Source organism: Kitasatospora sp. NPDC093550 (assembly GCF_044764985.1).
GTDB lineage: Bacteria > Actinomycetota > Actinomycetes > Streptomycetales > Streptomycetaceae > Kitasatospora.
In genome coordinates this window covers 270,230-291,904 of sequence record NZ_JBIWJF010000010.1, presented here as the reverse complement: position 1 = coordinate 291,904, position 21,675 = coordinate 270,230, and the positions used below count along the sequence as shown (strand labels likewise).

General features: G+C 71.6%; 12 protein-coding genes and 1 pseudogene. 5 read left to right on the top strand and 8 right to left on the bottom strand.

Going from position 1 to position 21,675, the window contains the following annotated elements; genetic code table 11:
- Positions 1–232 precede the first annotated feature (232 nt).
- Positions 233–1,891, bottom strand: a complete 1,659-nt coding sequence (locus ACIRD3_RS19010) for a beta-1,3-glucanase family protein (RefSeq protein WP_402217686.1) — start codon at positions 1,889–1,891, stop codon at positions 233–235.
- Positions 1,892–2,347: 456 nt separating this feature from the next.
- Here ACIRD3_RS19010 and ACIRD3_RS19005 point away from each other — a divergent pair, with 456 nt between their 5' ends.
- The 4 genes from ACIRD3_RS19005 to ACIRD3_RS18990 all read left to right on the top strand — a co-directional run bounded on the left by ACIRD3_RS19005 (position 2,348) and on the right by ACIRD3_RS18990 (position 7,749).
- The gene (locus tag ACIRD3_RS19005; RefSeq protein WP_402217683.1) at positions 2,348–3,739 is read left to right on the top strand and encodes a BTAD domain-containing putative transcriptional regulator; all 1,392 of its coding nucleotides are present in this window, start codon (positions 2,348–2,350) and stop codon (positions 3,737–3,739) included.
- Positions 3,740–3,854: 115 nt separating this feature from the next.
- On the top strand, positions 3,855–4,139 hold the full coding sequence (locus ACIRD3_RS19000) for a hypothetical protein (RefSeq protein WP_402217681.1): 285 nt from the start codon (positions 3,855–3,857) through the stop codon (positions 4,137–4,139).
- A 211-nt stretch (positions 4,140–4,350) separates the two neighbouring features.
- A complete protein-coding gene (locus ACIRD3_RS18995) occupies positions 4,351–7,287 on the top strand; it encodes a BTAD domain-containing putative transcriptional regulator (RefSeq protein ID WP_402217678.1) in 2,937 nt (978 codons plus the stop codon).
- A 57-nt stretch (positions 7,288–7,344) separates the two neighbouring features.
- Complete coding sequence (locus tag ACIRD3_RS18990) at positions 7,345–7,749, top strand: hypothetical protein (protein WP_402217675.1); 405 nt, start codon at positions 7,345–7,347, stop codon at positions 7,747–7,749.
- 147 nt (positions 7,750–7,896) lie between these two features.
- On the opposite strand, the gene ACIRD3_RS18985 is transcribed toward ACIRD3_RS18990, so the two are convergent.
- A complete protein-coding gene (locus tag ACIRD3_RS18985) occupies positions 7,897–8,571 on the bottom strand; it encodes a TetR/AcrR family transcriptional regulator (RefSeq protein WP_402217673.1) in 675 nt (224 codons plus the stop codon).
- Positions 8,572–8,818: 247 nt separating this feature from the next.
- Between ACIRD3_RS18985 and ACIRD3_RS18980 the strand changes: the two genes are divergently transcribed.
- Complete coding sequence (locus ACIRD3_RS18980) at positions 8,819–10,960, top strand: MMPL family transporter (protein WP_402217670.1); 2,142 nt, start codon at positions 8,819–8,821, stop codon at positions 10,958–10,960.
- 83 nt (positions 10,961–11,043) lie between these two features.
- Here the strand turns inward: ACIRD3_RS18980 and ACIRD3_RS18975 are convergent.
- The 6 genes and pseudogenes from ACIRD3_RS18975 to ACIRD3_RS18950 all read right to left on the bottom strand — a co-directional run.
- Positions 11,044–11,169, bottom strand: a pseudogene (locus ACIRD3_RS18975) (family 1 glycosylhydrolase); the annotation flags it as partial.
- 387 nt (positions 11,170–11,556) lie between these two features.
- On the bottom strand, positions 11,557–13,725 hold the full coding sequence (locus tag ACIRD3_RS18970; protein WP_402217668.1) for a DEAD/DEAH box helicase: 2,169 nt from the start codon (positions 13,723–13,725) through the stop codon (positions 11,557–11,559).
- A gap of 221 nt (positions 13,726–13,946) precedes the next feature.
- Positions 13,947–15,245, bottom strand: a complete 1,299-nt coding sequence (locus tag ACIRD3_RS18965) for a hypothetical protein (RefSeq protein ID WP_402217665.1) — start codon at positions 15,243–15,245, stop codon at positions 13,947–13,949.
- 110 nt (positions 15,246–15,355) lie between these two features.
- Positions 15,356–16,207 (bottom strand): hypothetical protein, encoded by an 852-nt coding sequence (locus tag ACIRD3_RS18960; RefSeq protein ID WP_402217662.1) that lies wholly within the window; start codon positions 16,205–16,207, stop codon positions 15,356–15,358.
- On the bottom strand, positions 16,204–20,829 hold the full coding sequence (locus ACIRD3_RS18955) for an AAA domain-containing protein (protein ID WP_402217660.1): 4,626 nt from the start codon (positions 20,827–20,829) through the stop codon (positions 16,204–16,206). The genes ACIRD3_RS18960 and ACIRD3_RS18955 overlap by 4 nt, the downstream gene beginning before the upstream one ends.
- 411 nt (positions 20,830–21,240) lie before the next feature.
- Positions 21,241–21,657, bottom strand: coding sequence for a hypothetical protein (locus tag ACIRD3_RS18950; protein WP_402217657.1), 417 nt, complete (start codon positions 21,655–21,657; stop codon positions 21,241–21,243).
- Between the last annotated feature and the right edge of the window lie 18 nt (positions 21,658–21,675).

Genomic DNA, 21,675 nt, shown 5'->3' with positions numbered 1-21,675 from the left:
AGCCGCCCGCCCGGCGGCGCCCGCGCGGCTGGAGTTCCGGCCCCAGCCGGTCCCCGAAGAAGGCCGGCATGTCGGCGGACAGGCCCGTCCGCCGTGGGGCCGACCGGGCGCCGTGGCCGGCGCCGCGTTTCGAGGCGGTGGAGCGCCCCCGGTCCCCGCCAACCCCCTCCCCCGCCACGCCCACCCCCGCGACCGAGTCGCACCGGGCGGACGAGGGGGGCGAAGACGATCTCTAGGCGAAGGTGAACCAGTTGAGGTTGACGAAGTCCGCGGCCTGGCCGCTGGCGAAGGTGAGGTACACGGTGTGCGTGCCGGTGGTCCGGGCGATGTCGGCGGGGACCGTCCGCCAGCTCTGCCAGCCGCCGGTGCCGGCGACCGCGAAGCTGCCGACCGGTGGCGCGGTCACGCTGTCCAGCCGCACCTGGACCAGCCCGCTGACCCCGGGCGCGGCGCCGGAGGCGGCCCGGGCCAGGAAGCGGGTCGCGCCGGAGCCGCCGAAGTCCACGCCCGGGTAGCAGAGCCAGTCGCCGTTCGCGATCCAGCCGACGTCCTGGCCACCGCCGGTGTCCCCGCAGCTCTCCGTGGCGGTCCCGGACTGCGAGCCGTAGGACTCGGCCTGGATGGTGCCGAACGCGCTCGTCCCGCCGCCGGGGTGCGGCGAGGGACCGGGGTCGACCGGGCCGCGGGCGCCTCCGACGGAGACGGACAGCAGCGCCGGGCTCGCCGACTGCACCCTGCCCTCGAAGTCCACCCCGGCCGGGTGGACGTCGTCGTACGGGAACGCGTAGCCGAGGTGGTCGGGGTTGGTCGCGTGCAGGATGCGGGCGTAGTGGTTGGTGCGCGCGGCGGTGTAGAAGGCGGCCGGGTTCTCGCCGTCCGGCTGGCGCGGATCGTCCAGCAGGGTGGTGCGGTTGAGCGCGGCGGCCAGCCGCGCGCTCAGGTTGCCCATCAGGTCGTTGCCGGTGGTGAACGGCGCCGAGCTGCAGTTGAAGACCGCGGCCGTGGAGGGCTTGGCGAAGCCGCCGACACCGGGGAAGGTGAGCACGCCGTCGACGACCCGGCCGGTGACGGTTCCCCAGCCGGCCTGGGTGTCGACCACCAGGTCGGTGCTCCGGTACTTCTGCCACACGGCGGCGAGGTAGTCGTCGAGATAGCCCTTGAACAGCGACGGTTCGGCACTGATCGCCGTGTTGGGGCTGAGGATCCGCAGGGTCCGGCCGGCGGAGTCCGGAACGATCAGCCGGGCCCAGTCACCGCCGTCGGCGGCGGCCTGCGTGCGCAGCGCGTTCGCGACGGACTCCAGGCCGCCGACGGGGAGGCCGCCGACGCTCTGCCGCCCGTCACCGGCGGTCAGGTCGAACGCGATCGGGACGGCGGCGAAGTCGACGTAGCTGATGTTGGCGTACAACTGGTCCGGCCCGTAGGTGAATTCGCAGAATCCGTAGGAGGTGCCGATGTTGGGGTCACTCGGGTTGCTCACCGAGGGCAGCGCGATGCCCGGGCCCGGGTTGATCAGGAAGACCAGCTCGCGGCCGATCGAGAAGTAGATCCGCCCGCTGGAGAGGTACGGCAGCCGGATCCGTCGCGGGGTGCCGCCGGCCGGCCCCAGGGCGATGGCGCAGTCGGCGCCGAGCGGCGCACCCGGCCCGGCCGGGGAGGGCGGGTGGTAGAGCGTGCTGCCGTCGGAGCGCAGGAAGGCCCAACTGCCGCCCTGAGCCGGGTCCAGCCCGAGGACGTAGGCGTAAACCGGCTGGGACGCCACGGTGTTGACCAGATCGACGTCGAGCCGCTGGGGCGTGGTGCTGCCCTCCGCGGTCCGCGACAGGGCGAACACGGCGGGCGCGGTCAGCGCCGCGGCGCAGGCTCCGAGCATGGTCCGGCGAGTGATCACAAGGACTCCGGAGACGGTGGGGGGCGGTCGGCGGCGCGGACTGCACCGCCCGCCCCACCGTCCCGCGCAGCCGCGGACACGTCAACACCTGAATCCATAAGCGCCCCTTAAGCCTGGATCGGTTGATTTCCTGAACGATCACGCCGGCGGACGGCCCTCGGGGTGGAGTTCCGGACGCGGCCGTCCTTCATGTCGACGGTTCGCCCACGGAGTCGAGAGGGTCGACCGACCCGGCTACTTCGTGTACCGCCTGTGTGGAGTCGCCGCATTCAGCGGCCGGTGGCGGGATATCGACCGGCCCCCTTGTCGGCGTGCACCGCCTCCGTAGCATGGCCGAATGTCGAATTCGATCGCATAGGGAGGATCCCACTGGAGCTGCACTTCAGCACGCTCGGATCGCTCAGGGCGCGGCGCGGCGACCGGGAGCTGAGGCTGAACCGGGCCCGGGACCGCGCGGTGCTCGCCGTCCTGCTCGCGAACGCGGGGCGGCCGGTGCCCGTGGCGGAGATCATCGACGGCGTCTGGGGCGAGGAGGCGGACGGGGCGCCGGACCGGTCCAGGGGCCTGCCGGCCACCATGTACCGACTGCGCAGCGCCCTGGCCGGCGCGGACGACACCGTCGAGGGCGGCGGCGTCGAGGGCGGCGGCGTCGAGGGCGGCAAGGTCCTGCGGCACGTCGGCAAGGCGTATCGGCTGGAGGCGGATCCGGCCAACATCGACCGCGCGGTGTTCCTCGCCGAGATCGCCGCCGCCACCGCCGCCCGTCGCAACCGGCAGCCCGAGCGGGCCCACGCCCTGCTCACAGCGGCGCTCGGCCGCTGGTCCGGGCCGGTGGCCCTGGACGGCGTGCCGGGCCCCTTCGCCGAGCACGACCGCCGGATGCTGGCCGGGCGCCGGGAGGACGCCTGGCTGGCCCGGCTCGAACTCGACGTCGAACTCGGACTGCCGCTCCCGGCGGAACCCGGCCCGGACCAGGCCACCGCCGTCCCCCACGCGCTCGCGCTGGCCCGGGCCGGCCGCACCGAGCAGGCGCTGGCCCTGCTCGCCGGCACCGCCCGCGGCGGTGAGGCGGCGGCACTGGCCGCACGCCTCCGCGGGCGGCCCGCGGACCTGGCGGGCTGGACCCCCTGGGCCTCCCGGACGGCCCCCCGGCCGGTTCGTCGGCCCTTCCAACTCCCTCCGGACGTCGCCGACTTCACCGGCCGCGCGGCCCTGCTGACGGAGCTCGCCGACGCCCTGGCCGCACCGGGACCGCGGTGGGTCACCGTCACCGGGCCGCCCGGCTACGGCAAGAGCACGCTCGCCCTCCACGCAGCGCACCTGCTGGCCCCCGGCCACCCCGACGGCCAGCTCTACGCCGACCTGGGCGGGAAGGCACCGGGCACGGCTCCGGCCGCCGTCCTGGCCGCCTTCGTGCGAGCCCTGGGCGTCGAGGAGCACGCCGTCCCGACGGGCGTCGCCGACCTGCGGGCGCTCTACCTCCGGCTGCTCGCCGGACGGCGGGTCCTGGTGTTGCTGGACGGCGCCGTCGATGCCCCACAGGTCCGCCCGCTGCTGCCGGCCGAGCCGGGGAGCGCGGCCATCGTCACCGCCGGCCGCCCGCTGCCCGGTGGACACACCGTCACCGTCGGCCGGATGACGCCGGACGAGGGGATCGAGCTGCTGTCCCGTGCCCTGGGCACCGGACGCCTGGTCCGGGAACCGGACGCGGCGCGTGCCCTGGTCGCCGCGTGCGACCATCAGCCCCGCGCCCTGCGGCTGGCCGTGAGCCGTTTGGTGGGCCGTCCCGCCTGGCCGGTCTCCGCCCTCCTTTCGCAGCCGCGCGAAAGGGCGTCCGTCTGCGAATAAACGCGCGCGTCAACGCCTCGTCAACCGGCCCATCGCACAATCCCGTCGGTAGCCGTGATCTCCATCCGGTCGGCAAGCCGCTCGGAATCCCCGGCGATGGAAAGAGGACGAACTGATGAGTGGGACCGCCATGTGCATCCATCGAGTCGCGGCCGGCATCGCCGAGCGCGGTGAGGCGCCTCCGATGGTGCAGGGCGACAGCCGTCCGGTCGCCCACGCGGCTCCGGACGGCGACCGCTCCGCCCGGTACGCGACCCGGGTGTCCAGCCCGGCCGGCCACGGGACCGAGGCGGTCAGGCGCACCGCCGGTCGGCTCCCCGGCAGGATCACCGGCAGGATCGCCGGCCCGGGCTCCACCGAGAGCCCCCACGTCGTCCGGCCGGTACCGGAGAACCGCTGAGCCCCGCGCGCCGTGCCCCCGGCACCCCCGCGCCCGGCCCTCCGCCCCGGCCTCCGGCCCCCGGAGGCGAGTCCGCGGCGGATCCCCACGCGCCACCGCCACCCATCAGCCCCGGCGCGCCGTCCGGCCCGGGGACCGACGAGCCGTCGGGAGAGCCGTCATCGCCACCGAGCCCGCACCCACCACCGAACGCCCACCCACCAGCACACCCTTGAGCACACCCGCCGGCACACCCGCCCCCACCACCTCCGAGCTGCGCTTCCACCTGCTCGGCCCACTCACCGCCCGGGCCGGCGACCACCGCCTCGACCTGGGCCGCAGCCAACAGCAGGCCTTCCTCGCCATGCTGCTCGCCCACCCGGGCCGGCCACTGACCGCCGCCCGCCTCGCCGAGGGCGTCTTCGACGAGGACAACCCCCCGACGCGCCCCAAGTCCGTCCTGGCCACGCACGCCTACCGGCTGCGTCGCGTGTTGCGCGACCACCACGCCGAACACCTCCTGGTCACCGTCGACGGCGGCTACCGCCTCGACGTCCCCGCCACGTCGCTGGACTCCTTCGTCTTCGACCGCCTCGTCGCGCAGGCGGAGGACCTCTCCGCCGACCGGCCGCGGGCCCGCGACCTGTTGACCCGGGCGCTGGCCCTGTTCGAGGGCGAGCCGCTCGCCGGACTGCCCGGCGGCCATGCCGTCGAGCTGCGCCGCCACCTGGTCGAACGCCGGGTGGCGGCACTGGAGGCGAAGCTCGCCCTCGACGTCGAGCTGGGGGACAACCCGTCCTGCCTGGTCGAGCTCGACCAGGCCGTGTTCGCCCATCCGTTCCGCGAGCGCTTCCGCGCCCTGCTGATGCTGGAGTACCACGTGGCGGACCGCCCCGCCGAGGCGCGGGCCGTCTACGCCGACGCCCGGCGCGACTACCGCGCCGAGGGGCTGGACTGCCGGGAGCTCGACGCGCTGCACGCGCGGATCCAGCGCGCCGATCCCACCCTCGGCACGGCGACCCGCCCCGTGAGCGGCAACTCGCCCGCACCGGAACAACTTCCCACCCCGCTGGCCGACTTCACCGGCCGACTGAGCGCCGTCGCGGAGCTGACCGCCCTGCTCACCCGGCCCCACCCGCGCTCCGTGGCCATCTCGGCGATCAACGGAATCGGAGGCTCCGGGAAGACCAGTCTGGCCGTGCACGTCGCCCACGCCCTGCGCACGCGGTTCCCCGACGGCCGGCTGCACCTGGACCTGCGCGGCACCCAGGCCGACCCGCTCGACCCGGCCGAGGCACTCGGCATGCTGCTGGCCTCGCTCGGCGTCGCGGACCGGGAGATCCCGGCGGACCCCGCCGAACGTGCCGCGCTCTACCGCACCACCGTGGCCGGCCGTCGCCTCCTGGTGCTGCTCGACGACGCGGCCTCCGCCGAGCAGGCCGCCCCGCTGCTGCCCGGTGCCCGGACCTGCGCGGTCCTGGTCACCAGCCGGGTCTGGCTGACCCGTCTTCAGGGCGCCCACCACCTCCACCTCGACCCGATGGAGCCGGCCGAGGCGCTGGACCTGCTCGCCACGGTCGCCGGCCGCGCCCGGACCGAGGCCGAGCCCGGGGCCGCCACCGCGATCGTCACGGCCGGCGGCCTGCTGCCGTTGGCCGTACGGGTGGCCGGTTGCCGGCTGGCCGCCGACCCTGCGCAGTCCCTGACCGACCTGGCCTCCGCCCTGACCGACGAGCAGACCCGACTCGCCGAACTCGCCCACCAGCACACCGCGGTGGAGCCGGTCCTGGCGCTCTCCTATGCCCGGCTCGACGGCGAACAGGCCCGCGCCCTGAGGCTGCTCGCCCTTCCGGACACGGCCGTGCTCGGTCTGGGCCCGGCCGCAGCGCTGCTCGACCGCGCCCCGGAGCGCACCCGCGGGCTCCTGGAGTCCCTGGTCGACCTGAACCTGCTGACCTCACCGGCCACCGACCGGTACGGGCTCCACGATCTGCTGCGGGTCTTCGCCCGTCGGCGCAGCGCCGACGAGGACGACCCCGCGGAGGTCTCGGCCGGGTACGCCCGGCTGCTCGCCTTCTGCCTGGCCACCGCCCGTAACGCCGAGGCGACCGCCCACCGCGTCGAGCACACCCGTCGCAGCCTGATCACGGCGGAGACCGCCGCGCCCGGCAGGACCTTCGACACGGTGGAGGACGCCTCCGCCTGGCTGCACGAGCAGACCGAACTCCACCAGGCCGTGATCCGCCGGGCCTGCCAGGACCCGGCCCTGCCGCTCGCCCAGGCCGCCGATCTGACCGACAAGATGGGCTCGATCCTGTTCGGTCGCGCTTACACGACCACGGTCGGCGACCTGGCGGCCCGGGTCGCCCGAGCCGCGTCGGACCGCGGCGAACGGGACGCCGAGGCGCTCGCCCGCTCGGTCCGCGGCAGCATGCTCTGGCACGTCGGTTCCTACGCGGCGGCGGGCGAGGAGCTCCGCCGTTGCCTGCCGCTGTGCGCGGGGGCGGCGCTGCGCCGCCTGCGCGCCAACGTCCTCCAGTTGCTCGGGGCGAACGCGCGGGTGCTGTGCGACTTCGGGGCGGCGATCGGTCCGCTCGAGGAGGCGTCGTCGCTGTTCCACCATCTCGACGACGAGACCGCCGAGGGCCTCGCACTCGGCGAGCTCGGCTACAACCACGCCAGGTGCGGCCACCTCGCCCGGGCCCGGGCGGCCGGCGAGCGGTGTGCCGAACTGACCGGCGGCGAGGTGTCCATCTCCTCGGCCGTCGGCAGCTACTACCTCGCCCGGATCCTCCACCTCTGCGGCGACCTCGCACGGGCTCTGGAACGGGCGGAGTCCGCCCTGGCCCGATTCCGTTCCTTCGGCCTGCCCGCCTTCCGAGCCGCGACCGGCGGCCTGATCGCCCGGATCCACCTCACGGCCGGACGGCCGACGGCCGCCCTCCGGGCCGCCGAGGAGGCGCTTCCGCAGGCCCACTGCGTCGGCGGGATGGTGGAGGGCACCGTGCTCCGCACCCTCGGCCAGGCCCTCGCCGTCCTGGGCCACCGCGGTCGGGCCCGTGTCTGCCTCGGGCAGGCGCACGAGCTCTTCCGGCGGCTGGGCCTCGACGCCGACGCGGCCGAGACCGAGCACCTGCTCGGCGTGCTCATCGAATGTCCATCGTCATGACCGAGCCTCATGCCGTGGCCCGGTCAACCGGACCGGGCCGACAGGAAGGGAATGCACATGTCCGTCAAGGGAATCCGCCGGGTCGTCCTGGGCCTGGCCACCACCGCGCTCGCCGGCGGGATCGCACTGACCGGTGCCGGGACGGCGTCGGCGTCGAGCGGCGGCGGCTGCGCCGGCCCGGGTTGGAAGCAGACCTGCATCAGCGCCGGCGGCGGCCAGGTGTCGGCGCAGGTGAACACCGACTTCGCCAGCAACAACTGCACCGAGCAGATCATCATCTGGGACTACACCACCGGCAGCCAGGCGCTCTCCACCTCGTTCCCCTGCCGCTCCGGCCAGTACTCCTACACCTACAGCCTCACCAACCCGACCCCCGGCCACGACTACAAGGCCGAGGTCCGCCTTTACTGGCAGCCCGGCAGCGGCTACGACTACCAGCTCAGCCCCGACCTCTGGTACTGAGCCACCCGGGCCTGAGAGGACACGGCCCTTCGCCCCCGGCGGGCCCTGAGCCCGCACCGCGTCCCGCTCCCGGCACCCACGGGGGCGGGACGCGGACGGTGCGGTCCTCGCCGCCCGGGGCGTCGCGGTCCGCCGTCCGGGCCTTGGTCAGCCCTGGTCCCCGGCCGGCGACAGCCCCGCGGTGCGCGCGGCGACGCCCGCCTGGACGGCGAAGAGGCGGTCCCGCGCGTCCTGGTCGAGCCCGTGGAAGTGGCCGTGCGCCTCAAGGGTGACGAAGCCGTGCACGGTGGCCCAGGCCAGCATCAGGGCCTCCCCCGCGTCGGGCACCAGCGGGCTGCCGAGCCGGCCGCGTTCGGCCGTGTCGGCGACCAGTTCGACCATGTGCTCCATCGCCCGCCGGCCGGCCACCACGGTCGGTCCGTCCGGTGGGGCCGCGTACCCGGGCACGGGGGAGCCGAAGATGAGGGCGAAGCGCTCCGGATTCCGCTGCGCCCAGGTGCGGTAGCCGGTGCAGGTGGCCACGAAGCGCCCGTCCAGGTCGTCCCGCGGCACGGTCCCGCGGGTCGCCGTCAACGCGTCCGACAGGCTGTCGTACGAGTCGGCGACCAGGGCGGTGAGCAGTTCGTCCCGGTCGGCGAAGTAGCGGTACAGCGCGGGCGGGGTCATCCCCATGCTGCGGGCGATGTCGGTGAAGCGGAGGTTCGCGGCGCCGCGCTCGACGATCAGGCCCAGGGCCGCGTGCTTGATCTCCTCCACGGTGTCGGCGCGCAGCCGCTCCCGGCGGCTCCGTCCCCCGCTCTCTCCGGTCGATCCACCCGTCATCCCATCTCCATCGGCTCGCTGCGCCAGCACCGCGTTGACAATCCGTACTCGTCGAGGGAAACGTTACGCAACATAAGACGCGTTATGAAGCGTAACGCTTTGCCGGGGGACGGGGCCCCCGACGACGTACGGAGGACCACATGTCCCAGGGACTGCCCTTGGACCGGCGGACAACCGCCGGGGAGAGCGGGCCGCACAGGCCCGGCCCCGAATAGCCGGTTGGAGCTTCCGGAACCGGGGTCGCACGGTGCTGCTCTGGCTGCTCGCCGCCGGCGCGGCCTTCGGCCTCTCGGCCGGCCTCGGCGCCAAGTACAGCGCCGACTACTCCGCGCCCGGCTCGGACTCCAAGCAGGCCCAGCAGCTGCTCGCACGGGACTTCCCCGGGCTGGGCGGTGAATCGATCAGCCTGGTGCTGACCTCCGACGACGGCGTGACCGAGCCCGCCACCCGCGACCGGGTCAGGGACCTGCTCGCCCGGATGGCCGAGGTGCCGCACGTCAGCGGCATCGACGACCCGTACGGCCCGCGCGGAAAGGTGTCGGCCGACGGCCGCACCGCCCTCGGGCAGATCCACCTGGACGTCTCCGCCGCCCCCGACATGCCGAAGGCGGACACCCAGCAGCTGCTCGACCTCGCCCGCCCCGTGGACGACGGTCTGCGCGTCCACCTCGGCGGCATGTCGGTCCAGCAGGCCGAGCAGGGCGCGATCGGCTCGGAGGCCATCGGCATCGCGGCCGCCGCCGTGATCCTGGTGATCACCTTCGGCTCGGTCGTGGCCGCCGGCCTGCCGATGCTCACCGCGCTCGGCGGGCTCGCGGTCAGCAGCGCCCTGCTGCCGGTCCTCGCCGCGGTCATGCCGGTCCCGGACTGGTCGACCTCGCTGGCCGCGATGCTGGGCATCGGCGTGGGCATCGACTACGCGCTGCTGCTGGTCACCCGGTTCCGCGAGTGGCGCGCCGAGGGGCTCGAACCCGAGGCCGCCACGGTCGCCGCGCTGGACACCGCGGGCCGCGCGGTCGTGGTCGCCGGAATGACCGTGGTGGTCAGCATGCTCGGGCTGTTCGCGATGGGCCTGTCGTTCATGCGCGGCGCCGCGGTCTCGGCGATCCTCTCCGTGCTCGTCGTGATCGCCGCGTCCGCCACCCTCTTCCCCGCCCTGCTCGGCTACCTCGGCCGGCACATCGAGCGCCTCCGGCTGCCCCTGCCCCAGCGCCGCGCCGCCCGGGGCGAGAGCCCGGTGGGCGCCGGCTGGCTGCGCTGGAGCAGGCTCGTCGAGCGGCACCGCGTCCTCGGCGCCGTCACCGGGGTCGTCGTCCTGCTGGCGCTCGCGGCGCCGTTCCTCGGCGTGCGCTTCGGCTTCCCCGACGCGGGCAACGACCCCGCCGGGCGCTCCAACCGGCTCGCGTACGACACGGTGGCCACCGGCTTCGGAGCGGGCAGCAACGGACCGCTGGTCCTGGTCGCCGAGTTGGCGCCGGGCACCCCCGCCGAGGCGACCGCCTCGCTGCCCGCCGCGCTGAAGGCGGTGCCCGGTGTCACGGCGGTGACCCCTCCGGTGCCCGGCTCCGACGGCCGCTCGCTGCTGCTCACCGTCGTCCCGGACAGCGGTCCGCAGTCCAGCGCCACCAAGACCCTGGTCCGCGACCTCCGCGACCACGTCGTCCCCGCCGCGGTCGGCCCCGGCGTCCGGGTGCACGTCGGCGGGGCGACCGCTGCCGCGATCGACAGCACCGACAACATCGCCCGCCGCATCCCGCTGCTGGTCGGCGGCGTGGTCACGGTGTCGATGCTCCTGCTCCTGGTGGCCTTCCGCAGCCTCGCCGTCGCCCTCAAGGCGGCCGTGATGAACCTGCTCTCCGTCGGCGCCGCGTACGGCGTGGTCGCCCTCGTCCTCGAAGGCGGCACCGCCGGCCGGTTGATCGGGATCGACAGCCCCACCCCGCTGCCCGCCTTCGTCCCGGTGCTGACCTTCGCCGTCCTCTTCGGCCTCTCGATGGACTACGAGGTCTTCCTGGTGAGCCGGATGCGTGAGGCCTGGCTGCGCACCGGCGACAACGCGGAGTCCATCGTCAGCGGACTGGCGGGCACCGCGCGGGTGATCACCGCGGCGGCGGCCATCATGGTCGCCGTGTTCGCGGCCTTCGTCCCGTCACCCGACCTGCCGATCAAGGTCATCGGCGTCGGCATGGGCTCGGCCATCCTGATCGACGCCACGCTGGTCCGCCTGCTGCTGGTACCGGCCGTGATGCACCTGCTCGGCCGCGGCAACTGGTGGCTGCCCACCTGGCTGGACCGCCGCCTGCCCCACCTCCACGTCGAAGGACACACCGAGTCCTACCAGCCGGAGCCCGCCCCCGAGGCGCCCCGCTCCCCGGCCGTGGTCGGCTAGCCGCACCACCGGACCGCGGGCGCCCACGACGCCCGCGGTCCGCCGTCCGCCGTCACGGACCCGACCGAGCCCCGCGGCCCTGACTACGCGTGCCGCGCCCGCTGCGCGGCGATCAGGTCGCGGTACCACGCGTACGAGGCCCTCGGGGTGCGCCGCTGCGTCGCGAAGTCGACGTGGACGAGGCCGAAGCGCTGGTGGTAGCCCTCGGCCCGTCGGACAGCCTGTCACTGTACAAATCGGCCGACCGTTGCTGTTGGCGTCACACGAACTCTCCGCGCGCCCCGTTCCCGTTCGGTGCTTCGCCGGAAACTTGATGTATCCGTCGTGCGCGTGGAGGAAGGTTCACCTGGTACCGGAAGCCCATCGAGTGCAGCGCCCGACGGAGGGCGATTTCGTGAGCCGTGTCCACGCTGCGCTGCGCCAGCATCACCCGACGGACGTTGTCATCCCTCGGCGGCGGAACGTCCGTCCGATCGCCCCTGTCTCCCATGCCTCGATCAACCTCGGTCGAGGTGCAGTGGTCACCCTCTCGGAGACGGCGATGACATCGATCGTCGCGCCGTACCTCACAACGGCCTCCGTGCCGGCCCCGGAGCTCAGTCAAGTGGCAGAGCGGCCAGGCGGAGCTGTTCCTCCTCCACGATCCGAACGGCCAATGATTGCTCCGAAACGTCCACGGCCTCCGGCGTCGACTCCGCCACCTCGCTTCGCCGCGCATACTCGTCGAAGAGTCGATCCTTCGCCCGCAGGATCTCCAGCATCCGCTGGTCAACGCTGTCGGTGACGAGCAACCGGTGCACCTGGACGCGCCGGACCTGGCCCATGCGTTGGGCCCGGCCCACGGCCTGACTCTCCATCGTGGGCTTCACCTGCGGCTCGCACAGGATGACGACCGAGGCCGCCTGGATGTTCAGCCCCACACCTCCGGCCTGGATCTGGCTCAGCAGCACAGCGTGGCCCGGTACCGCGGCGAACTGGTCCACCACGTCCTGGCGCCGAACCGCCGGAAGACTGCCGTCGATCGGACCGAATGCCCTTTGGCCCAGTGACTCCCGGACAACCGCCAGAACGTCACGGAAGAACGAGAACACGACGACCTTCCGCCCGTTGTCGGCAGCCTCCTCGATGATCTCCCGCAGTCGCTGCAGCTTCGCCGACCGCTCAGGGTTCGCGTACGCGGCACGGCGCATGGCCATGAAGTTTCCGGCGGCGACGGCGGCCCGATAGGCCGCGAAGTCGGCCGGCGTGAACTCCTCCCACTCATCGACGTGAACGACATCAGGAAGCTCGGTGAGGACATCCTGCTGGTTACGGCGGAGGTAGGCCGGAGCCACCGCCTTCCGAAACGCCTTCGGACCGGCGGCGGCCGAGCCGTTGTGGATCTGAGCCAGCAGTTCGGGCTGGAGGTAGTGCACAAGGTTGCGGAACTCCTCGACCCGGTTCTCCATCGGAGTGCCGGTGAGGAAGAGCACCCTCTCCACACGGTCGGTCCACGCGGCTACCGCCTGGGAGCGCTGTGCCTTGTGGTTCTTGACGTAATGGGCCTCGTCTACCACGACCATTCCCACGGCTTGCTCCGGAGGGACCTCCAGCTGGCGGAGGCCGTCGAACGTCACCACCGCGACACCACCGTCACGTAGCCACTCGGCACGTGAGAGTTCCCGGTCCTGGCCGTGAAACCGGTAGGCGCGCAGGGTGCTTCGAGACTCGATCTCCCGGGTCCAGTTGATGAGGACGCTCGCCGGACAGACTACGAGGAAGTGTGTGCTCCCCTGCGCCCGGAGGTGCGCCATCGCCGCGATCGCCTGAACGGTCTTCCCCAGGCCCATCTCGTCGCCGATGATCACCCGCTTCTGCCTGAGTGCAAAGCGGACTCCGAAGGCCTGGTAGCCGCGGAGCGAGACCTTGCCCTGCGTGTCGTCCAACGGCTCGGCACGGACCCGGTCGGACAAATCATCGGGTAGGAAGCCTTCGGAGGCGCTGACCTCAGTCGGAGCGAGGCCGGCGACCTCGCCAAGGATGCTGTAGAACTCGGCCGAGTGGTGCTCGAAGTCCGTCCACGCCTCGACCTCGGAGGCTGGCGGGCGCAGGAGGTCCGCAGAGGTCTGGGCGAAGAGCATCGATGTCGCCTGCGCCTCCAACTCCGCGATCAGATCCGTGAGCTGATCAATCGCCGCGAGGGCTGCCTGCTTTCTCTGCCGTCCGGCGAACAGGGCGCGAATGGCTCCTCTAGCCGACTGAGCAGTGGAGATGAGGCCAGCGACCTCACCGACGACACGCTGCGCGATCTCATTAGCGCGGGCAGCCTCTGGCCCGGCGACGACCAGCCGGTGAAGCGCGATGACCAGGGTCGTGCTCATCGCGTCCTGGTGATCGACGTCGAGCCGGACCGCCACGGTCTGCGTGGCCGCCTCGGCGATCCGGCGGGCGGCAGCAATGGTCTGGGCAGCAGTCTGCGCACCGATTCCCGGAATCAGCTGGAGCGAGTACGCCGAGGCACCCACGATCTGCTGCACGGTCCTGAGTCCCGCAGACTCCAACGCGCCGACCCTGAGTCGCCCCTCGGTCACATCTCTGAGCCGGGCCACGGGGATGGTTGCCAGTTCGTCGCGAACCAGCCGGTCCCTCAGGGCGGCTGCGGCCTGGGTCACCCGTGAAACAGCACTCCGGTGATCTTCGGTGACCGCGAGAGCGGCCGTGTGGAGTCGCTCGGCATCCGCAAGAACAGCCCGGGGCTTCCGAACGGTCCGCTGCTTATCCCCCACCCACGGCTCCCTACCCCGGCTCGACCGTCCAGCGTTTCTCCAGACCTCCACATGATTCCACCCGGACCCCGTCCCTGGCCGCCGCGATCGTCTTCGCGCGGAATCGGAGCCAGCACCGCAGTTCCGCTCCCGCGTCGTGCGAGTTCCCAGGCGCGTGACGGCTCCGGAGGAGGTCGGAACCTCCCCCGGAGCCGCCGAACCCCTTGCTCGTCGACCAAGCGTCAGCCCAGGACACGGATGGCCAGCACCGAACCGTCCCGGTTCAATGAGACCGGCCCGTTCCATTTGGCGTCCCACTGCTCGTCGGGCCACTCCTCGCGGAGGGCGTGGGCCGCCTGCCGGTACTCCTCGACCCGGCCGGCCGCAAGGCCCTTGAAGAGATCCTTCGCGATCCCGGAGAACGCCTCCACTCGCGTGCCGTTCAGCCGGAAGACATGATCCGTGCCCACGAACTCGACGCCGTGCACGGAGTACGCGATGTCCTGAACGATACCCGTGCCCGCGTGCGTGTACTGCTCGAAGTGACGCTTCCCCTGGCGCTTCGACAAGTACCGCGCGGTGGGCTCACCCCCTCCGGTGAAGGCCATCAGGCCAGCCGCGTCCGCGTGCGCGAGGACGCGGCGGAACCATCCGTAGTCCTCGGGCCGAACGTGGTAGCCGGACACCAGCCGCGGCTCCCGACCGGTCCCCCACGCGAGGTCGATTCCGGGTACGACGGCACGGTCGTCCGGCGGGCCGTCCAGATCGGCCTCACCAGCGCCGCCGGGGAGGAGCAACGTCCCATCTCCGCTCGCCTCCAGCATGTGGAGCGTGATGGGCTCCTTGCCCGGGATCTCCGTGCCGAACACCAGGGCCGGCGTCTCGTCCGGCCCTCCGATGTGGACGGCCTCGACGTGCACGGCCGCAGTGGACAGCTGGGCATGCACCTGCGCGGGCTTCCCGTGCGTCCCCTTGCAGGCGACGAGCACGACCTTCGAGGGCGCGCCGGGCTTCCACACCTCCAGGAAGAAGTGCGGGCGCTTGAGCGCCCGGTGCGTCGAGTCCTCCTTCCCCGTCAGCATCCACCCCGCGCGAAGGGCAATCTCGGCGTCGATGACCGACACCGAGTGGTCCGGGTAGCGCCGCCCGAGCACCTCCTGGGCCACGGCCAGGGCGAACCCGATCCCCAGCTCACCCGACTGGACGGCCTTGTAGTGACGGATCGGGTTGCGGCCCTCATCGGAGAGGGTCATGAAGCTCCCGTGGTTGCCGTTCAGTGCCTGGCAGTACTTGAGGCTCGCCCAGTGTTCGGCCAGACCCCGGCCAGCACCCTGCCGGGCCAGGACGTTCGCCCTGCCGAGAGTGTGCAGCAGCTTCCACGGCGTGAGCTCGATCGACTGCCCGCGGTCCCCCACGGGCACGGCGTGCAGCCCCGGCTTCCGACGCAGCAGTTCCTGGCTGTTCCCACGCCGTTCCTTGTCATCCGCGTCGGCCACCGCGGCGACGCTCCCGGCCAGGCCGGAGGTCGAGTGGATCGCCACGTTCCACGACTGGACGAGGTCCCTCAGTACGGCAGCTGCGTGCTTCCCCATCATCTCTCCCCTGATCAGGTGCGGATCGCGTCATTGCTGTCGGCCGGTCCCCGGTGGGGCTACTTGGCACGGTCGGGGTGCGTCTCGGCGAGGTCGTTGAGCGCGGCGTTGACCACCTGCCAGCAGATGCCCAGGGTGTCGCGGTCCGGCCGGTGGTTCTGACGGGCCTCGGCATTGGGGTGGACGAAGTTCCGGTACCTGCGCAGTTCGTGGCTGAACTTCTCGGCGTCCGCGCCGATCCACCCGGCCCGGTGGCAGGCCTTGATCAACCTGTCCAGGTTGATGCTGTCCTCCGTGTCCCGCCCGAGGAGGGACGCGTCCCGCTCCACGACCGTCCGGAGGAGTACGCCCTCCATCAGGGAACCGAGCATGATGATCGCCGCGACGTGGGCTCCGTTGGCGTAGCAGGTCCGGGCCTCGTCCAAGCGCCACTGGAGGAGCTCGGCCATAGCCTCGTCCGCGATGAGGTCCGTCATCACGACCTTGAGCTCGGAGGCCCCGTAGTACGTCGGGTGGGCCAGCGCCGGATCACACGGAACCAGCCTGGCGGCGCCGCCTGGGTTCTCCAGCCGGTAGCCCTCGTGGATGAGGAAGGCGTTGACCGTCGCCACCACCTCGCCGAGCAGTTCGGGCTCGTCGAGGTACTCACGAGGGTCGGCGAGCCGGAGCAGCACCTTCTCGATCTCCCCCGGCTGGTTGCGCCGTTCCATGAGCAGCTCGATCGACCACTCCCTGCGGTACTGACCGTCGTACTCGGGCACCTCCTGCCAGCCGGCCCGCTTGAGGAAACCCGCGATCTCGAAGCCGCGCCGGTAGTAGAGGTCGTCGTCACCCGCGACGACGCGGGCGAGCTCCTGCAGGGTGTTCTCGTCCAGGGTGAGACCGTACTGCCGGGTCTGGGACTGGGTCATGCCGCTCCTTCAGCCGATTCGGTGTTCAGGCCGGGGGCGGATCCCGCAGGAATTCCGTCCCCGGTGTCGGGGCTCCTTGTCCCATCCGGCTCGTGCTCTTCTGTCCCCTCATCGGGGAGCTCGTCACCAGCCGGTAGATCGAGCGCTGTCCACGGCCGCGCGTCCTCCGGCGGAACGGTCGGCCGGGAGTAGTCGGCCGGGTGGATGCCCTGCCGGTCAAGCTCCTGCCACAGTCCGGCCAGGGCTTCGTCCGGGTCGAACCTGAACTCGCTCTCGCGGACGCGCCAGAACCTCCATCCGACCCGCTGGAGTTCACGGTCACGCTGCTGGTCGTGCCGGAGCTGGTCGAGGGTCGAGTGGTAGTAGTCGCCGTCGCACTCCACGCCGAGGCGGCCTCGTGCGCCGACCACCACGAGGTCGATGCGCTTGCTGCCAGCCGGGTACTGCGGCACGACGTGGAACCCGCGCTGCTTCAGCCGCAAGTAGACCTGCTGCTCGAAGAGGGAGTCGAAGGGAACTCGCCGGACTTCGGGCAGTACCGGACCGATGTCGTCGGTCTCGGCCAGCGCCGCGGGCGGGTTCTGCATATAGCTGAGCAGGTTCAGCCGCAGGTCGCCGGGCTTGAGCTGGTCCGGCGGTACGGAGTAGAAGAGTCGCATCTGGTCCTGGGCTCGACTGGCCGCCACGTTGTAAGCCTGCTGTTCGCTGCGCAGACCGCCCGAGATGCGTCGGACCCGGTCTACGACCATCGACAGGAAGATGACGTGCCGCTCGTCGCCCTGGAACTGGGCCGGTGTGCCCACCCGGATACGGTGGCGTTCCCGAACCGGGGCGGGAAGGCGCTGCTCGATCAGCCGCTCCAGCAACTTGACCTGGCCGAACGTGCCTTGGAGCACGATGACTCCCATGGTCTTGTTCTCGTAGGTCGGATCCGCGGTCAGATCGGCGAGGCAGTCCACGATCGCCTCGGCCTCCTTGGGGTTCCGGATCCGACTGTCGCGTCCCTCGGTGACCCCCCCTTCGACGTAGTGCGTCAGCAGCGGGTCGAGCCGCTCACCGCCGTACTGCCGAAGTGGGATGAGGCCCGGCGGTGTGTAGAAGGTCTCAGAGGACCAGCCGATGATCTCGGGCATGCAGCGGAAGTGCTCCTGAAGGCGGATCGTCGACGGGAAGAGCGCCGACAGCAGCTGGTACAGGTTGGAGTGCGGCATGTACAGCTGGCGCAGGTGCGCCGGCACTTCCGGAAGGTGGGCGGTCAGGCGGTCCTGGATCTGCTGGGTGCGTCCGAACCCGGTGACCGGGGGCGTGCACTGCTTGTCGTCGCCGACCACGATGATCCGCGGTGCGAGCCAGAGGAGGAAGAGCGCGTCCATGCCGGCCTGACTGGCCTCGTCGACGATCACCACGTCGAACGCGTCCTGCCTGGGCCGGATCATCTCCGCCACCCGTGCGATGGGCATAACCCAGGCTGGAACCGCCCCCTGCGCGATATCCATCGCGCTGCGGGCGGCCGCCTTGAAATGGGACGCGTTCTTGCCCTTGCCTTTGCCGTACGAAGCCATGTGTGTGCGGTAGGCCTGCAGCGCCGAGCGCTGCTCCGGGGTCATGCGGACGAGACAGTGCAACCTGCCCTGCGCGGCGGCCAGGTCCCCCGTGAGCTCCTCCAGCTTCGCCTCGTGCTCGGTCAGCTCGCCGTCGAGCCGCTGTTCCCGGCCGGGCGCGCGCTCGTCGTCGATGAACTCGCACGCCCTCGCCCACGCCCAGGCCTCGCGGAGCCGTCCGAGCCGTTCGTCCCAGGCCGGATCATCGGCCTCGACTTCGAGCCGACCCGCGAGCGCGGGCGACGCGCCCCGAAGACCTTCGAGCAACTCCGCACAGCGCCTCCGCCGCTGGTCCCGCCGCTGCGCCGCTGCGAGGGCTTCGAGCTCCTTCGCGTACCGGTCGACGTCGCGGTCCTGCAGGGCCTGGGCCATGGCGAGCGCCTCGACCGGCGGAGCCGCACCGTCGCCCTCACCACGCAGGAGTCCCTCCCACCGGACCAGTCGCGCCGACGCCTCCTCGGCACGCTGCCGACCTGCCAACGCCGACGCGGCCTCGGCGAAGTCCTGCCACTCCTGTGGTCGGGTCAAGTCGAGGTAGATGCCGTGGCGTACGAGGACCTCGTCGATCTGCTCGCGAACCCGGCCGAACGCATCGACCTCGGCCAGCTGCCGGTACCGCTCGCGCAGCGCAGCCAGTCGCACCTCCAGTGATCCCTCCTCGAGAGGTGCTCCCACCTGTTCCCAGCGAGTGGCGACGGCTGCCAGTGCCGCATGGGCCTGCAGGTGCGCGAGGACGGCGCCCAGATCGTCCGTGGAGGCCGGCGCGATCCCGTCCACCTGACAGGTGCCGAGAAGTTCGTCGGCCTCCCGCTGAGCCCTCGACGCGAAGCGCGTACGCAGCTGGCGCCCCCCAGCGAGGTACTTCATCAAGGCCGGGATCGTGGCCGCCATGCGACGGGCACGATCCGGCGTCAGGGAGTCCGGAAGGACCACCGTCCGCAGACCGACCCGTTCGAGGCCATCGGTCACGTCGGACAGGACACCCGCAACATCCCCGACACGCTGCCAGAGATCAGGATTACGTCGGGCGAGCCGATCCGCCAGGGCACGTGGGACCCAGTTCTCGGCCCCCCATCGCATGGCCTCCCACGGGACGCTGAGCCGGTGCAGCCTGCTTCGACCGGAGCGCAGCAGCTCCGTCAGCTCGTCGGTCCTGGAGGTTTCGAGCCCGGCCAGTAGGTTTCGCACCTCTACCGCAGCGGGAGAGAGCCCGCTGACACTCAGCTGACCCGCCGCGACGGCCCCCGCAACCTGGCCGGGCGTCGGTAGCGTCTCGGCCGACGGGTACACCCCGGACTCCGCCCACTGCCCGGCGCCGCCATCCCTCAAGAGTGCGAGCAGCTCATCCGCTTGGGCGGGCGACAGCGGGGGCGTGGCAGGCGCCTGGTCGGGCAGCCTCCCGATCCAATTCAGCCGCACCGCCTCGTCCTTCACCTTCTGCACGATCGCGGCCAGCGTTCCCGAGTAGCCCGGTGCGACCTCCGGGTGTTGGTAGACCTCCGCTTCCCGCAACGAGAGCACCTGCTCGGTCAGCAGCTTGATCCGGCTGCGCACCTCGTACCGTCGCTGAGTCAGGCGGTTGATCTCGTCCCGCAGCTGGCCGGTGTCACCCATCGCCACCTGGTCGCTCAACGCGTTGATGGTACGTTCGAGCTCGTTCGCACCGTCCTGGCTAGTGCTGCTGAGCAGGAGGACGCACAAGTCCCGCACGGCCGGGGGCAGCTTGTCCCGGAGGACCGTCAAGGCCTGATCCCTCGCGCTGGTGACGAGAACCCTCTGGCCCTGGGCCAGGAGCGCGGAGACCAGATTGGCGATCGTGTGGGTCTTGCCGGTCCCTGGCGGGCCCTGCACCACCACGCCCGTGTCGCGCTGAAGCCGTTGGAGGACGGATCGCTGCTGGGCGTTGGTCTTGCCGGGAAACAGAGGCTCGTCGCCGAAGAGAGCCGGAGCCTGCCTCCCACCCCAGTTCTGCCGCTCTTCGGAGTTCAGCGACATCACCAACTGTGCGAGCCCGAGAGGGGCCTGACGTTCGGACACCACGCTCTCAGCGATGCGGTCGTAGAAACTCAGCACCGCGTTTCGGTCCCTCGGCCGCATCAGGAGGGCCGGCGCGTACGTCAGCCTCGCACCCGCCTCCGGCCCAGCCGGAGGGCGCCAGTTGCTGCTGAACGCCACCGGACGGGGAAGCACCAGGTCCAGCCACTGAGAGAGGCACTCCAGCGCATCCTCGCCCAGCAGGTGGAGAGGCCTCGCGGAGAGCTCCTCGTCGAACGCCGCGGAACGCTCCGGCACCCATCCGTCGTCCGTATCGAGGAAGTCACGGTCCTCGAGGCGCACTGCCCCGTTGCCGGTGAGGCGCACGGTGATCCGCGCGGTCCGCCGGTCCACCTGGGTCTCCACCCGCCGTGAGAGCACGTGCCGGTGAATCGCCCCGCCATTCGGTTCACTCCACGACAACAGGCCCACTGCAAGAACGAGTTCGTACTGGTCGTCCTGCTGTGCCATCTTCTGGTGCCAGTGGTAAATCTTCTCGTAGAGCTCCCGATGCAACCGCTCGGCCCGTTCACGTTCGGCCCACAGGCGCCAGCGCGCGAGCCACGGTCCGTACGCCCGCAGGACCTCCTCGGCGTCCTTCCTCGCAACGGTGGCCTCGCTGTCCTGCCAGCAGTTGTCATCACCCGCCTCCGGAACCCAGGTCCGGTACGGGCCCTCCTCCGAGAGCGGTGGATCGTCGGCATCCGCGTCCTGACACAGCCGCTCGTCGACCCACCCTTCCAGCACGGGCGGAAGTTCCGGTGCCGCAGTCTGCGGGACGTGGTCCAGGACCAGCAACGGACGGTCGTGGTCGGACGGCCTGGGCACCTTCGCCGGCAGGTCGGCCAGCCATAGCGGATTCCAGGAACGTGTGTCCCGGAGCCGCTGATGACTGCTCTGCACGACCTCGCGCAGGAAACCGACCAGCGCAGCGGTCTGGCCGATGACATCCGGATCGCCCGCATGGCGTCGTGGAACGCTCACCATTCTCCCCTCAGTCGGTGACGAACGTTCCAGGGTGAGGGCGGACACCGAGCTCGGAGGAGGGTCATGGGAAGATGGCCGGAAACACACTCGGCAATGACCGGCACACAGTGGGTCATGGGCAACTGGTGGGCCCCGGTCGCGATTCATCATCGAACCCAGTGCCATGCACCGAACGGACGACCTGGAGCGGCGGACGTCCGTTCCGGCGACAGAGACCCCCGCCCTCTCGGGAGCAGCGCGGCGTGTGGTGGGCCCGCGACCGGTGCCCGATCGTGGACATGGTCCAGGAGTGAGTTGACGTCACTTGCTGCAGCAGGGAGAGTGTCGATGCGCAGCGGCAGATAGCCGTTCGGTATGAAGGACTAGGTCCTGTCCGGCCGATCACCATCGCGATGCGTCAATGGGGCGAGATCAGGGCGCGAAGTACCAGCAGTACAGATCGAGGTGCTTCTCCTCACGACTGCTGGCCAGGGCTGACACGCGTTCGAGGAGGTCCACCGCGCTGTCCCGCGAGATCTCATCGTCCGGTTCGGAGGCGGCCGCGGCCCACGTAAGAGCTGTAGCTCGGAGCCGGTCTCTTGCCGCAGCGGCCAGAGCCGTGCACAGCGCCTCCGGGACAGCAAAGACGGTGAACCCGTCATTGGCCATGGGCACCACGTCTCGGAGTGGGCTCTCGGTGCCCGTCAGCTGAGCTTCCCACGTCAGAACCGCGTCATCTGGGCAGATGTCGTCACACGGTACCGCCAGGAAGTCGTGACGATAGCGGGGGCCCACCCGGCGGGCGGACTCATCGTCCCCTGCAAGGAAGAACTCACCAATGCGCACCATCCGTCCTTCTCCAGACTG